Source organism: Nonomuraea sp. B10E15 (assembly GCF_039871615.1).
Lineage (GTDB): Bacteria > Actinomycetota > Actinomycetes > Streptosporangiales > Streptosporangiaceae > Nonomuraea.
In genome coordinates this window covers 1,058,717-1,073,417 of record NZ_JBDPMB010000001.1, presented here as the reverse complement: position 1 = coordinate 1,073,417, position 14,701 = coordinate 1,058,717, and the positions used below count along the sequence as shown (strand labels likewise).

The window sequence follows — 14,701 nt, the reverse complement described above, 5'->3', positions numbered from 1 at the left end:
TCTTGTTCACGATTACTTCACCGCGCCTGCGGTGAGGCCGCGGATGATGAAGCGCTGCCCGAAGATCACGAGTACGAGGGTGGGCAGCAGCGCGAGGGTGACCCCGGCCAGGATGAGCGTCGGGCTGGACGATTCGGCGTCGTTCAACATGGAGACGCCGATCTGCAGCGTCTTGTACTGGTCGTCGTTGCCGAGGATCAACGGCCAGAAGTACTGGTTCCACGTGGTCATGAACACGTAGACGCCGACGGCGGCGATGGCCGGTTTCGACAGGGGAAGCAGGATCCGCCACAGGAACCGCAGGTGGCCGCATCCGTCCATCACGGCGGCGTCCCGCACCTCGATCGGGAACTGCAGGAACGACTGCCGCAGCAGGAACGTGCCGAAGGCGTGGGCGAGGAAGGGCAGCGTGAGCCCGAGGTAGGTGAGCGGCCCCTTGGTCAGCCCCAGGTCCGAGATCAGCAGGTAGTTGGGCAGGATGATCGCTTCCCACGGCACCATGAGCGTCACCATGAACAGCGCGAACATCGCCGTCTTGGCCCACATCCGCAGGAACGCGAACGCGTAGGCAGCCAGGACGCTCGACAGGAGCTGGCAGATGGTGACGATGCCGGTCTGGATCGCCGAGTTGAGGTACTGCCTGGCCAGCGGGATGGTGTCGAGCGCCGAGCCGTAGTTGCCGAGGTCGATCCCCGTCGGGAGCAGCTTCGGCGGATAGCTGGCCAGGTCGCTCGGCGTCATGATGCCGCCGATGAACGCGTAGTAGAGCGGGAAGACCACCGGGATCGCGCACACGATGAGCACGAGATAGACAACGATCTTGCTCGCGACCGAGGAGGAGGTGGTGCTCATCGGTAGTGGACTCTCCTTTCCAGCACACCGAACTGGATGCCGGTACACGCCAGGACGACCACCAGGAGCACGATCGCCGCGGCGCTGGCCGTGCCGAAGTCCGACGACCCGTAGCTGAAGGCCTTCTCGTAGATCCAGTAGACCAGCGTGGACGTCGCGCCGTCGGGTCCGCCCTTGGTGAGGATGTGGATCTGCCCGAAGCTCTGCAGCGCGTGGATCGTGGAGATCACGATGAGGAAGAAGAGCTGGGGGGAGAGCATGGGAACGGTGATCCGGCTGTGCAACCGCCATCCCGTCGCGCCGTCGAGCCTGGCCGCCTCCACCACCTCCGTGGGGATCGCGCCGACGCCCGCGGAGAGCACGAGGACGTTGTAGCCGAGCGTCATCCAGACCGTGGTGATCGAGATGGAGATCAGGGCCAGGTCCGGCTCGGTCAGCCAGCCGATCCGGTCGACGCCGACGTAGCTGAGGATGCCGTTGGCCATGCCCACGGCCGGGTTGTAGATGAGGGCGAAGATCACCGACGCGGTGGCCACGGAGAAGGCGAACGGCAGCGCGAACACCGTACGGAACATCCGCTGCCCGCTGATGCGCGACTCCAGCAGCAGGACGACCACGAGCGCGCCGACGATCGCCGGGACGACGGTGAAGAGGGCGAACAGCGCCGTGGTCCCCAGCGCCTTGTAGAAGGCCTGGTCGCTGAACATGCCCGCGAAGTTGTCAAGCCCGACGAACTTGTTGGCCCGCCCGATGATGTCCGTCCCCATCGTGGACAGGTAGAACGTCCTGCCCAGCGGATAGAAGACGAAGATGGCAAAAATGATCAGCGAGGGCGCCAGATAGAGCAACGACAACCGGCGCTCGCCCGTCGGTCCCCGTTGCCTGATGGTGCGAGCTTCCATCGTCGCGCAGTCTCACTTTCCGTCAACCTGGGAGGTTATCTTCGTGCTCGCTGGATTCTTCCTACTCAGGACCTGTTTCGGTAGTCCTGGGGACCGAAGCGCATGATGAACGTTCGCGGAACGTTATCCGCGGCGGCAGCCACCACCGTCGGGCGATACGGGTACGCTGGCGCGCGCGAGGCCGGGCCGGCGCGCCCTCACGCGTCGGCGGCGGGGGCAGCCGGGGTGCCGGCCCCTCGACCCTCGGGAACGCGGCCGAACTCGACGTCATGGAGCGGCGCGGGCCGGCCGTCAGGTGGGGGTCTCGCGCAGGCGCTCCACGCGGATGCCGCGCAGCAGCAGCTCCGACACGACCACCGCGGCCAGCAGGCTGATCAGGAGGGCGGCGCCGGCGACGAGGACGACGGGCACCGCCGCCACCTCGTGCGGCAGCGGCGGCGTGACGGGCGGCGAGGTGAACTGCGGGATCCTGCCGAGCGCCACCCGCGCCGCCACCAGCCCCGCCAGCAGCCCGGCCAGGGTGCCCGCCGCGATCGTGATCACCTGCTCCAGCAGGAGCGCCACCCGCAGCGCCGCCACCCTGGCACCGGACGCCTCCAGCGCGGCCAGCTCGTACCCGCGCCTCCTGGCCGACGTGTGGAGCGCGAGCACGGTGCGCCCGAGCGCCAGCGCCGCCGCCGCCAGCGCGGACGCCAGCAGCAGCAACAGCGCGAGCCCCGGCCCCTGCCCGGCGAACGACGCGGTCAGGTCGGCCACGTGCCGCCGCGACACCACCGACAACCCCTGCCGCTCCAGCTCGCGCTCCAGCGCCGCCGTGTCGGTCAGGCCGGTCCACACCTGGTACGCGGCCTTGTCGTGGACGCCGTACGCCATCCGGTCGGCCTGCTCCAGGTTCACCAGGACGCCCGCGTCGGTCAGGCCGGGCGCGGCGGCGGACGCCACGACGGTGCGCACCGGGCCGGCGTAGGCGTTGTCGAGCCCCGGCACCACCCGGGTGCCGATGTCCCCGACCGCGACCGCCGGCGGCCGCTCGTCGTACGTGGCGGGGCGCAGCGTCTGGTTGTCGACCATGGTGATCGCGAACGTGCCGTCGCGCCGGCCCGGGTCGGCGTCCCAGCGCGGCATGGCCAGGGAGCGCCAGCGGCCCTGATCGCGTACCGCCATCCCGGTGACGGTCACCCGTACGAACGCGGGGTCCTCGAACTGCTCGGGCGGGACCGGCTGCCCCCGGAAGGCGCGCAGCTCGCACCGGGCCTGCCGGCAGGCCGGCGGCAGGTTCCATTCGTGCACGCCGGAGCGTCCGGCGAGGTCGCCGAGCGGGAGCTGGGCGGGCCGCAGCTGACCGGGCACCCGGAACGTGACGAACAGCTTCATCGTCCAGCCCTCGGGCGGCCGGTCGTGCTTCACCTCGGCACGGAACCTGTCGCCGCGCACCCACACCCGCGGCTCGGACGGGGTCGGCAGCCTGGCGGCGGCCTGGGCCAGGGACGCGCCGGCCGCCAGGTCGGGCCGCCAGGCCGCGCCCACGGCGGCCAGCCGCTGCGGGTCCGTGGCGATCAGCTGCGGCGGTCCCGGCACCTTGATCACCGGCGCGGCGGTCCGGCCGCCGGGGTCGGCGGCGGCCACGGCGTCGATCAGCCTGCTCGGCTCGACCGGCCGGACCGTGATCGCGGTGGCCGCGCCGTTGTGGAAGCGCGCCGTCTCCGCGTAGTCGCCCGACGTGGCGCTCCACGCCGACACCGCGAACGTGGCCAGCCCGAACGCCGCTCCCAGCACGATCACGCTGCCCGCGGTCACCGGCCCCCTAGCCACCTGCCGCAGCGCCAGGAACGGCCCGAGCCCGCCGCGCCGCCTGGTGACCGGGAACAGCCGCCTGGTCAGCACCGGCAGCGCCCGGGCGGCCAGCAGCGCCACGCCCAGCGCGATCAGCCCGGGCACCGCCAGCGCGCCCGAACTGCTCCCCGACACGTCCGTGATCAGACCGGTGGCCAGCAGCTCGACCAGGCCCACCGCGGTGACCGCGAGGACCACGGCGTCCAGCACCCAGCCGCGGGCCGTACGGCGGGGCGTGCGCCGCCACTCCTCGGTGACCGGCCGCGTCGCCGTACGCCAGGCGGCCATCGCCGCCGCGAGCACGCCGCCCAGCATCGCCGCGACGCCGGCCAGCGCCGCTTCCGGCGGGAAGGTCACCGGGATGCCCGCGGGCAGCAGCGCGCCGATCATCACGCCCGCCGCGGCGTGCCCGGGCAGCAGCCCGAGCGGCACGGCGGCGGCGAGCAGCAGCAGCGGCTCGGCCAGCGCGAACAACCACACCCGCGCCCGCCCGTGCCCGCGCAGCCGGGCCAGCGCGATCTCCGCGCCGCGCGCCCTGACCAGGTCGCCCACGGTCTGGAAGAGCAACATCCAGCCGAGCGCCACCACCTGCGCGATCACCAGGAGCGTCGGCACGCCCAGCGCGCCGGCGCCCGCGGTCACGGCTCTGACCGTGTCCGCCACCCGGGAGAACACGATGTCGCCCGAGGTCCGGCCCGTGGACTCGGCGGTGGCCTGCATCGCGGCGAGTTTCGCGAGGTCGGTCCCCTCCAGCCGGTCCGCGACGATGGAGACGACGGCGTAGTCGGTCCAGCCGCCCTCCTCCCCCTGCCCGCCGGAGACGTTGTACGTCTCCAGCCGGGTCTCCGGCACGGTGAACAGCGCGTCGGCCTTGTCCTGGCTCGGCTCCCCTGTCGGCGAGAACAACGTCCTGCCGAACCAGAACGGGTCGCCGGCCGGCCCCGGCCGGTAGATCCCGACCACGGTGAGCGACGCCGGCTTCCGCCCGGTGGGGGTGTACTCGACGTCCACCACGGCCGACAGCCTGATCTTCTCCCCCACCTTGAACCCCGACGCCTGGCTGGCCATCACCTCCTTGGCCGCGTCCGGGCAGCTGCCCTCGACCAGCGGCAGGTGCCGGCACTGCCCGTCCTGCCAGACCAGCGAGAACGCGCGCCGGTCACCAGGCCGGCCGCTGCTCGCCTCCATCCCGAGCACCGGCGGGCCGGTGAAGTCCGCGCCCGCGGTGAACGCCGCCACCTTGGCCTCGATGCCGCCCTGGGTGGTCGTGTACCGCCAGCCGCGCCCCTCCAGCGGCGCCGCCTTCACCGCGTCCCTGGCGATCGTCGTGCGGGCGGCCGCCGAGTAGATCGGCCCCACGGCCGCCGACGCGATCGGCACGATCGCGATCAGCAGGACGACCAGCGAGAGCGTACGGCGTTCCCAGAGGCCGCGCAGGATCACGGCTCCGCCCTCCTGAGCGCGATGCCGTCGTCGAGCGTCTCGATCCGCGCCATGGAACCGGGCGGCAGCAGGTGGTGGTATTCGGGCGGCACCTGAACGGCGCCCTCCCGGCCGACGACCACGAAGTCCTCGCCGCGCCTGCCCTCCGCGCCGACCCGGCCGTCCCTGATCGTCACCGTACGGCTCAGCGCCTCGCTCACCGCGGTGTCGTGCGTGACCACGACCGCGGTCGTGCCGTCGGCCGCGGCGACGTCCTTGATGAGCTCGATCACCCGCGTGCCCGACTCCTCGTCGAGCTGGCTGGTGGGCTCGTCGGCCAGCAGCAGCCTGGGCGCGTTGGCCAGCGCCACGGCGAGGGCGAGGCGCTGCTGCTCGCCGCCGGACATCCGCCCGGCCGGCCGGTTGCCCGCGTCCGCCAGGCCGACCCGGGCCAGCAGGTCGCGGGCACGCCGGCGGGCAGGGACGCGGGCCCCATGGCCGGCCCTATGACCGGCCCTATGACCGGCGCTGTGACCGGCGCTGTCGACGGCGCCGGCGCCGCGGCGGGCACGTCCGACGGCGCGCTGGGCGAAGGCGATGTTCTGGGCCGCGGAGAGGTAGCCGATGAGGTTGCGTGCGGGGTTCTGCACCATCATGCCGATGTGCGCCGCCCGCAACCGGTCGAGCCTGCGCTGGTCGAGCCGCCCCACGTCGGTGCCGTCCAGCCACAGGCGGCCCGCGCTCGGGCGCAGCAGCCCGGCCAGCAGCCACAGCAGCGTCGACTTGCCCGCGCCAGAGGGTCCGAGCAGCGCGACCGTCTCGCCCGCCTCGATCGTCAGGTCCACGTCGCGCAACGCGACGACCTCGACGTCCTGCGCCTTGTAGATCTGCACGATCCCGTCGCACCTGACGACGCTCATGTGCGGCCCTCCCGGGTGCCGCGGTCGCGGCTCATGGACGGGCACGGCTCATGGGTGCCCGCCGCGCTCACAGGGCGCTCCTCGACTGCCGGTGGGCCCGGGCGCGCAGCTCGATCACCCGGTCGCAGCGCTCGGCCACCTCGGTGTCGTGCGTGGCGATCACCAGCGTGGTGCCGTCGTCCGTCGCCGCGAGCAGCTCGTCCAGCACGAGCGCGCGGTGCGTCTCGTCCTGCTCGGCCGTCGGCTCGTCGGCCAGCAGCACCTGGGGCCGCAACGCCAGCGCCCTGGCCACCGCGACGCGCTGCTGCTGCCCGCCGGACAGCTCCTCGACCAGGTGGTCGGCGAACTTCGACACCCGCAGCCGCGCCAGCGCCTCCGACGCCAGGCGTACCGCCTCGCGCGGCGTCCGCCCCGACGCCCTGAGCGCCACCTCGACGTTCTCGGCGGCGGTGAGCAGGCTGAGCAGCCCGTACGACTGGAACACCAGCGCCAGCCCGGCCCTCAGCTCCGGCTGCTCGTCGAGGGGCACGCCGCGCACCAGGACCCGGCCGGCGGCGGGCGGGAGCAGCCCGGCCAGCGTGGTCAGCAACGTGGTCTTGCCGGACCCCGACGGGCCCATCAGCGCCACGCGCTCGGCTCGGTCCAGTTCGAGGGTGAGGTCTTCGACGATCGTACGCCCGCCCGCCCGGCAGCTGAGAGCGCGGCAGGCGAGTGTCGGTCCAGGCACCACCCGCGGATCATCCTCCCGACCGGTGATCCACGTCAACGGCGGGGAGGACGCGACCGGGTTGCGAGTCGGCCACGCCGCCCGCCTCCACGCGCCGGGCCGTACGGCTCGGGTGGATCGGCGGGTGAGCCGGAAAGCTCTTCGAGCCCGCTCAGCGCCGCCAGACGACGGGCTTGTCGCGGTAGTCGTCGTCGTCGAACTTGGCGCCGGCGATCGCGATGCCGGTCCTGGCGCCGCCCAGCCTGCAGGACGTGAAGGTCGCTCCGGCCGTGGCGAAGTCCCTGGGCGCGCTCTCGCGCTCGCAGCCCGGCATGCCGCCGGTGACGATCGCGCCGGTGCCGCTGCCGTCCGCGGTCACCAGCGACAGGCTGGGGCCCGACGAGTAGGAGTGGTCGGTGCCGTCCACGTTCTCGACGGTGAAGCGGATGTAGTAGGGCGTGATGCCCTTGGCCTGCTGGCCGCGTTCGCGTACGAGGTCGGCCGGGTCGCCCTTCTCCACGGCGGTCACGGTGACGCCGATCGTGCCCTTCCTGAACGGGACCACCGCGCGCTCGCCGAGCTTGAGCCGCGTGCCCGCCGCAGTGGTCTCCGTGGTGGTCTCCGTGGTGGTCTCCGCGCTCGTCCGCCCGGTCTCCTGCTCGGTGCTCTCCTGCTCCGTGGCTTCCTGGGGGGCCGGCTCGCTCTCCTCCGTCTCGGCGGGTGCCGCCGACTCGCGCGCCGGAGGCGCCGGTGCCCGGTTCTCGGCCGAAGGCTGGAGCGCGCCGCAGCCGGCGACCGTGAGGGCGGCGGCCATGCTCAGAACGCCTGCCAGCGCCCGTCGCGGGACCGCGGGGTCATGGGTGATGAACATGGCAAACGATCTTCACGCACCCGTGCGGCGGACGTCGATGGCACAGAGTCCACGATTGTTTAACCGAGCGTCCCCGGCCGCTGTCAGGCGGGCAGCAGGCGCATCAGGAGGTCGCGCGCTCCCGTCAGGCGGCCGGCGACGGCCACGCGGGTCATCCAGCGCGACGCGGTGACGATGCGCTGGGCGGCCGGGCGCCTCCGGGCGTCGTAGGAACGCAGTGCCCGCGCCACGTCGCCCGCGGACGCGTGCAGGCGGTCGGCGAGTTCGATCGCGTCGAGCAGCGCCTGGCAGGCACCCTGTCCCAGGGCCGGCGCCATCGCGTGCGCCGCGTCGCCGATCAGCGCCACGTTTCCCTTCACGTACGACGCCGGCGGCGGCGCCAGTTCGTGGACCTCGTGCCGCAGCACGGCTCCGTCGTCCGCCTCCGCCAGCACGCGGGGAATGGGATCGTGCCAGTTCGCGAAGCGGGCACGCAGGTCGTCGAGGCTCTCGTCGTTCCCCTCAGGGACCCGTACGGCCGCGTACCAGTTGGTCACCCCCGGAGCCTGCGGCGTCATCCCGAACATCTGCCCGTGTCCCCACGTCTCGCCGTAGTGCGGGGGTTGGTACCCTTCGATCACGCCGCGCCACGCGACGATGCCCGCGTAGCGCGGCCGGGTCTCATCACCGAAGAACGCCTGGCGGACGGTGCTGCGCACCCCGTCGGCGCCGATCACCAGGTCGTGGCAGACACGCAGGGCGGAGGGGTCGGTGATCTCCACGCCTGTGCTGATCGTCGCGGGGTCCACCTGCCGCAGCAACATCTCGATCAGCGAGGCTCGTGACAACATCCGGACCGGTGTCCCCGCTCGCCGTTCGATGCGTTCCAGGGGCAGGCCGGCCAGGCGCCTGCCGTCAGGCCTGCGGACCTGGGCCTGCCGGTAGGGGACGGTGCGCTTGTGCAGGTCGGCTCCCAGCCCCAGGCTCGCCAGCCCGGCCTGGGCGTCCGGCTGGATGCCGAGCGCGGTCCCTTCGGCGACGACCTCGGGCCACCGCTCGTAGATGGAGACCTTCCAGCCGATCGCTCGCAGGGCGATCGCGGTCGTCAGCCCGCCGACGCCGGCGCCGACGATGACAGCTCGTTTCATTCGATCACAGTCCTACAGTCCTATGGTCGGACCCCGGCTCACGCGCCGGTGCTCCTGCTCTGCTCTTCCTCGGCCTGGGACGCCACGCGGTCGCCCGGGCGTGACATCCCGTTGGCCGCCGGCGGGATTCTTCTCTCCAGGGCGAGCGCCATGGCACAGAGCGCCAGGCACCCCACGACCATCAGGCCGACGTACGCTGCGGCCAGGTCGAGGCCCAGCAGCAGGCCGGCGAGCGCCGGCGCGGCCATCGCCCCGCCGTTGAACGCCGCCGCGTTGAGCGCGTTGTACCGGCCGCGGGCGTCGTCGGTGGCCAGGTCGTTGGTGACCGCCGGAACCGTTGGCTGCAGCAGGGTCTCGCCGAAGGCGAACACCGCCATGAAGGCCAGGAGCCCGGCGGTCGCGACCGCGCTGCCGAGCCCGGACCCCGCGGCGCCGAGCAGCAGCCACGCCCCGGCCCACGAACCCGCCATCACGATCATCACCCTGGTGCGGCGGCGGCCGCTGATCCGCGCGAGCACCGGCAGCTGCAGGACGACGATCATCGCGGTGTTGACCGCGTACGCGACGCCGATGGCGCTGGTGGAGACGCCGGCGACCTCCCGCGCGAAGCTGGGCACGCCGGCCTGGAACTGGCCGTACCCCACGAGGACCCCGGTGAAGGTGAGCGCGGCGAGCCAGCGCACCGGCGGCCGCCTGAGGATGGCGCGGTAGCCGGGCGCCGCCGCACGCGGTCCCGGGTCGCGCCGGTCGGGCCCGCGCACGTTCCTGAGCGGTCCCAGCAGCACCACGATCGGCACCAGGGCGGCGGCGGCCTCGGCGAGGTAGATCGTGGTGAACGTGGCCGGGACGTCCACGTCGACGAACAGCCCGCCGACGACGCCTCCCACGCCGATGCCGGCGTTCATGAGCGCGAAGTGCACGCCGAAGAACCGTTGCCGCACGTCTCCGTCGACGACCGCCGCGATCAGCGTGTTGAAGGCGGGAAGCGCCGCACCGAAGTTGAGCCCGATCAGGACGAGCGCGACGGCCGCTGTCCAGGGCCCGGTGGCGAACGCGAGCAGCACGCTGCCGGCCGTCATGGCGCCCTGCCCGCCGATCAGGACGGCGCGGGTGCCGTACCGGTCCACGAGCGAGCCGCTCGGGACGGTGACGACGAATCCGGCGATCGCGACCAGCGACATCAGCGCTCCGGCGACGCCGAGGTCGAACCCGCGGACCTCGCGCAGGTAGATGATCGTGAAGGGGAGCGTGAGGCCGCGCCCGAGCGTCTGCACGGCGATGATCGCGAGCAGCCACCGCCCCTCGGTCGGCAGCCCTCGCCAGAACGTGCGCAGCCAGGCCACGCGGCATCACCTTTCCCGGCCCGCTTGCCGTCAGCTCGCGCGGGCGGCGAACTCGGCGAGGCCGGCCGCTCCCGAGGCGGCGCGGACGGCGATCTCCTCCCCGTCCTCGGTGCGCAGGCCCACGCCGTGCAGGCCGGGACCGCCCGGGACGAACCGCAGCGGCAGCGCGTCGAAGGTCTCCTTGCCCACGTGCTCCTCGACCTCGGCGGGATCGTTGCCGATCTCGAGCCAGGCGACCGCGACCAGGGGACGCTCGTGCGTCATCGGCGCCCTGCGCGCCGGGTGCCCGCTCATGTCCTCGTGGTAGTACCAGTTCGGCAGCCCGCGCGCCCAGGTCATCCCGGCGTCGCCGGGCGCCATGACCGTCGTCGCGGACGATCCGTCGGGGTGCTGGGCGCCCTGGGAGGTCACCACTTCCCCGCCGAGGCGGCGTGCCACCTCCTCGAGGTCGGCGTAGCTGCGCGCCCGCAGGTTCCACGTCATCCAGTGGTCGGCCTGCCGGGTGGTCTGCTCGAACCAGGTGCGGAACGCGCCGACCCCCGGGGGCAGCTCGGCGTAGTGGTCGATGACCGACTCGACGTTGATGAAGGCGTCGCCCGGCAGCGGGATGACCCGGTGAGCGGTGGGCATGACCTGCAGCCACCCTCCCTCGTGGCTGCGCAGCCCGGTTTCGCGGCGCAGCCGCTCCGCGCTCTCGTAAAGGTGACGTACGCCGAGGGTGACGTGGTCGAGATCGTACATAGGCATGTGGGGCCTCCAGGTGGTCCGATGACACCAAAATCAAATCAGGTTTGAAAGCAAACCTAATGCCCTCGCCGGCACGCCGTCAACGCGCTCACAGGTTTCGCGGAATTCGCCGGCGGATCGTATGCCGATCGGAACACGGTCCCCATTTCCCGGAAGAGCGTTCCGTTTCAGTCGCTGACGCTGTTCGGCAGCGGAGCACGGCCTCCGCCCGAAGGGGTCCGCCGGCACGGCTCCGGCCTCCGCCGTCGCGCCGGGCTATTCTCCGCCGTCGCCGTCGCCGTCGCCGTCGGAGCCGCCGGGCCAGCCCGAATGGCGCTCGGCGTCCCCGCCGCTGTCCGGCCAGCCGTCCTGTCCCTCATCCGGCCAGCCGTTCTCGAACGTGTAGCGCGTCTCCTCCGTCACGGCCAGATCGCCGTTCCGCGCCGCGAACGCCCAGACCACGCCTCCGTGGCGCGGGCGCAGCCGCGCCGGGCCGCGTACCGAGGGGCCGTCGAACAGATCGACCTGCACCGAGCCCGCCGGCAACATCGCCGCGTCGTCGGCTCGCGCGAACGCCAGACGGATGTACTGCGCGCGCCCGTCCACCCGGGCGACGACGGTACGCACCGGGTAGCCCGCCACCGTCCGGCCACGTCGCAGCGCCACACCGGTGAGACCCCGCACCGCCTCCCCGCGGCTCGCGCGCCGCCACGCCCGCCGCATCCTCAGCCTGACGGAGGCCTCGCGCACGCCCGAGGTCCCCGTGATGGCGGCGAGCACCGCCGGGAAGAGGATGAAGACCACCGAGTCGGGCGTGAGGGACCCGTCGCCCTGCCCCGACACCATCATGGTCACGAAGTACACCAGCAGTCCCGTGGCGACGGCCGCGACGCCGAGTGCCGAGGTGGGATCGGGCGCCCCGCGCATGCCGGCACGGCGTGCCGCCCGGAACGCCCTGCTGTCCTCCCGCACGCCGGTCATGCCGAGCCGGCGGCCGGCAGACGAAGTGTCATATGGATCACGAGACATTAGATGCCGGTTCGATGGGCTCGGTTCTCGGTCTCCGGCCTCCGGCGCCGCGCCCTTGCCGGCTCTTTGGCCCGGCTTCCTGCGGTGGTGAGGGCCGGGTCCTGCGGACGCCGGTCAGTCGGGCTGGCGGGTGCGCTTCATCGTCTCGCGCTCGTAGGTGAGCAGCGCGTCGATGACCAGCTGCCGCTCCGAGGGAGCCAGGGGCTCCAGCGCGGTCCGCCACGCGTCCGCACCCGCGGCCAGCCAGCCCTCGATCGCCCCGCGGTGCTCGTCGGTGATGCTGACGATGGTCCGCCGCCGGTCGCGCTCGTCCTCGTGCCGGGCGAGGATGCCCTTGCGGCTCAGGTCGCCGACCATGAGGCTGACCGTCGTCGAGGCGACCTCCAGCCCTTCCGCCAGCGTCTTGACCGTGGCCGGGCCGTCGTGCAGCAGGAGAGCCAGCAGCGACAGGTGGCGCGGCGTGAGCGCGAAGTCCTGCAGCTGCTCGGGAACCGGCATGCGCTTGGACCGCGCGATGAGCCGCGGCATCAGCAGGATCATCTCTCGCACACCTTGATCGACGGTCGGGCCGTCCGTGGGCATCGAGTGGTCCCTCTGACTCGCTGGCGGATGTGTCGTGGCTGCTCGGGCACCAAGTATCACGGAGGACGCGGCCCGTTGTCCAACGATCTCCATGGCCGCGTGCCCCTCAGTCCCACCAGCCTCCGGCGAGCTCGACGCCCTCCTTCTCGAGCGCGTCGTGCCAGACGGGGTCACGCAGCAACCGCGCCTCCCAGGCGCGTACGACGCCGTCGGGTCCCGTGACCGCGTCCTCGCGCGACGGGTGCAGGAACAGCTCGCTCGTGCCCTCGGGGAGCGCGGCGAGCCGGCGGAGGTAGTCGTCGCGGAGCCGCTCGTAGGCGCCGAGCTCGTGCGCCGTGCGCCGGTTGGTGGCGATGGTCTGCGGGATGGCCACGCCGAGCGCGTAGGCGAGGGCGACGGCGCGCTCGTGCGCCTGCGCGAGCTGCGGCGGGAGCGGCCCTCCGATGTACGGCTCGGGGTCGCGCGGCAGCCGGAAGGCGAGGCCGTGGCGCGCGCACCATTCGAGCGTCTCGGCGAGCCACGACCGGCCGTGCAGGCCGTAGAGGGTGCCGGCGTGGGAGTCGGCCGCCTCGGGCGCCAGGCTCCGGCCGCGCATCCAGTGCAGCTGCGCGTCCGCCTCCGCCATGACGTCGCGCGCCTCGCCTCGGGCTCCGAGCACGAACGGATCGTCATGGAGGGTCCCGTCGGAGCCGACCAGGCCGGCCGCGCCGTGGGCGACGGGACCGTCAGCACCGACCAGGCCGGCCGCGCCGTTGAGCGGCCGCCAGCGCGGGAGCCCGCGCTCGCTCGTGAGGGTCACGTGCAGCCGGGGCACGACGCCGAGCTCCTCGACCCGGGCCGCGGCCTGCTCGGAGGCCGGCGAGACGCAGATGAGCGTCGTGGCGGTGACGTGGCCCTCGGCCAGCAGCGCGACGATGACCTCCGTCGTGCCCTGCTCCCTGCCGAGGTCGTCGGCGGTGATCACGACGCGGCGGGTCATCGGGGACGCTCCGGGGCCGGCTCGTCCGCGGGGCCGGCAGGCCGGCCCGGGGGCCCGGTGGGCGGTGGCCCGGCCGGCTCGGCTGCTTCGGGCGGCGTCTCGGCCGGGACGGAGACGAGTCGCGCCGCGACCGCGCCGATCGCCGTCAGCACGAACGGATAGACGCACAGGTACATCCGGAACGCGAGGCCCGGGTCGGCGCCGGGGTCGTCACCCGAGTTGTAGCCGAAGAACACCCCCAGCGAGGTGAGCGCGAGCCCGGTCACGATCCCGTTGAGCCGGCCGAAGAAGCCGAACGCGGACAGGAAGAGCCCTTCGCGGTGCTCCCCGTTGCGCGCCGCGTCGGCGTCCAGCACGCGCGCGACGATGAGGTCGTTCGTCGCGAGCATGCCCGACCAGCCGGCCCCGACGAGCACGCCCGCGGCGATCGCGGTGACGAGGCCGGTGGCCAGGAACAGGGCGGCGAAGCCGGCCGCGAGGACCGCGAAGGCCAGCCGCCAGGCCCACAGGGCGCCGCGGCGCGCGACGACGCGCGTCCACACGACGAGGCCGCCCGCCGAGATGAGGATGACGATGCCCTGCAGATAGAGCGCGTTGCCGACAGGGAGCCCGAGCGAGTAGCGGACGTACAGCTGGATGCCCGACAGCACCAGCGCCATGGCCATCCCGTAGCAGGCGCCGGTGAGCCCGACCGTCCAGAACATCGGGTTGCGCACGATCGACCACACGCTGGGCAGCAGCCGCGGCCGCTCGCGCGTGGAGTAGCGGGGACGCTCGCGGGCGCCGAGCGCCATGAACACGATCACGACGAGCGCGATCGCACCGTAGATGACGGCGGTGATCTGGAAGCCCCGGGTGGACTCCTCGGTGCCGAACACGCTCGTCGTGAGCAGCGGGGTGACCGCGAGCGAGATCACCAGCGCCACGAGCTGGAAACCCTGGCGCAGGCTGTTGGCGACGGCGCGGTCGCGCTCGCGCGGATAGAGCTCGGGGAGCAGCGCGCCGTAGTTCGCGTTGAGCATCGAGTCGAAAGCCTCACACAGGATCGCGAACACCGCGAACCAGAGCACGAGGCCGATGCCCCGCAGGGAGTCGGGCGCGGAGAAGAACGCGATCATGCAGGCGGCGAGCATCGGCGCGCCGGCGAGCAGCCAGGGCCGGCGCCTGCCGAACCGGCTCCTGGTGCGGTCGGAGAGGTGGCCGAGCAGCGGGTTGTCGAGCGCGTCGATGACCGCGTAGATCACCATGACCACGCCGTACGCGCGCACGTCGAGCCCGAGGATGTCGACGTAGAAGAGGATCGTCGATCCCTTGATCATGTTGATCGGGATGGACGTGCCGAACATCCCGATGGCGTAGCGCCACGCGGGAGTCCGCCCCTGGGCGGCGCCCTCACCGGGCTGGGACAC

The 14,701-nt window shown here is 72.8% G+C and carries 13 protein-coding genes; all 13 read right to left on the bottom strand.

Annotated features, from left to right (window positions below):
* Positions 1–12 precede the first annotated feature (12 nt).
* The 13 genes from ABGB14_RS04890 to ABGB14_RS04830 all read right to left on the bottom strand — a co-directional run bounded on the left by ABGB14_RS04890 (position 13) and on the right by ABGB14_RS04830 (position 14,701).
* The gene (locus tag ABGB14_RS04890) at positions 13–852 is read right to left on the bottom strand and encodes a carbohydrate ABC transporter permease (RefSeq protein ID WP_347642310.1); all 840 of its coding nucleotides are present in this window, start codon (positions 850–852) and stop codon (positions 13–15) included.
* Positions 849–1,754 carry a sugar ABC transporter permease gene (locus ABGB14_RS04885; protein ID WP_347642309.1) on the bottom strand — a complete coding sequence of 302 codons (906 nt, stop codon included), beginning with the start codon at positions 1,752–1,754 and terminating at the stop codon, positions 849–851. Before ABGB14_RS04885 ends, ABGB14_RS04890 begins: the two co-directional genes overlap by 4 nt.
* Positions 1,755–2,045: 291 nt before the next feature.
* A complete protein-coding gene (locus ABGB14_RS04880) occupies positions 2,046–5,030 on the bottom strand; it encodes an FtsX-like permease family protein (RefSeq protein WP_347642308.1) in 2,985 nt (994 codons plus the stop codon).
* Complete coding sequence (locus ABGB14_RS04875; RefSeq protein ID WP_347642307.1) at positions 5,027–5,929, bottom strand: ATP-binding cassette domain-containing protein; 903 nt, start codon at positions 5,927–5,929, stop codon at positions 5,027–5,029. The genes ABGB14_RS04880 and ABGB14_RS04875 overlap by 4 nt, the downstream gene beginning before the upstream one ends.
* A 67-nt stretch (positions 5,930–5,996) precedes the next feature.
* Positions 5,997–6,656 (bottom strand): ATP-binding cassette domain-containing protein, encoded by a 660-nt coding sequence (locus ABGB14_RS04870; protein WP_347642306.1) that lies wholly within the window; start codon positions 6,654–6,656, stop codon positions 5,997–5,999.
* Between the two features lie 151 nt (positions 6,657–6,807).
* A complete protein-coding gene (locus ABGB14_RS04865; protein ID WP_347642305.1) occupies positions 6,808–7,506 on the bottom strand; it encodes a hypothetical protein in 699 nt (232 codons plus the stop codon).
* A gap of 83 nt (positions 7,507–7,589) precedes the next feature.
* Complete coding sequence (locus ABGB14_RS04860; RefSeq protein ID WP_347642304.1) at positions 7,590–8,633, bottom strand: FAD-dependent monooxygenase; 1,044 nt, start codon at positions 8,631–8,633, stop codon at positions 7,590–7,592.
* A gap of 38 nt (positions 8,634–8,671) precedes the next feature.
* Entirely contained in the window at positions 8,672–9,976 is a 1,305-nt protein-coding gene (locus tag ABGB14_RS04855) for an MFS transporter (RefSeq protein ID WP_347642303.1), read from the bottom strand.
* A 30-nt stretch (positions 9,977–10,006) separates the two neighbouring features.
* Positions 10,007–10,723, bottom strand: coding sequence for a VOC family protein (locus ABGB14_RS04850; protein ID WP_347642302.1), 717 nt, complete (start codon positions 10,721–10,723; stop codon positions 10,007–10,009).
* 255 nt (positions 10,724–10,978) lie between these two features.
* Positions 10,979–11,683, bottom strand: a complete 705-nt coding sequence (locus tag ABGB14_RS04845; protein ID WP_347642301.1) for a hypothetical protein — start codon at positions 11,681–11,683, stop codon at positions 10,979–10,981.
* Between the two features lie 162 nt (positions 11,684–11,845).
* Positions 11,846–12,271: a MarR family winged helix-turn-helix transcriptional regulator gene (locus ABGB14_RS04840; RefSeq protein ID WP_347642300.1), complete on the bottom strand. Its 426-nt coding sequence runs from the start codon at positions 12,269–12,271 to the stop codon at positions 11,846–11,848.
* Positions 12,272–12,419: 148 nt separating this feature from the next.
* Positions 12,420–13,292 carry a ChbG/HpnK family deacetylase gene (locus ABGB14_RS04835; RefSeq protein ID WP_347642299.1) on the bottom strand — a complete coding sequence of 291 codons (873 nt, stop codon included), beginning with the start codon at positions 13,290–13,292 and terminating at the stop codon, positions 12,420–12,422.
* The gene (locus ABGB14_RS04830) at positions 13,289–14,701 is read right to left on the bottom strand and encodes an MFS transporter (protein ID WP_347642298.1); all 1,413 of its coding nucleotides are present in this window, start codon (positions 14,699–14,701) and stop codon (positions 13,289–13,291) included. Before ABGB14_RS04830 ends, ABGB14_RS04835 begins: the two co-directional genes overlap by 4 nt.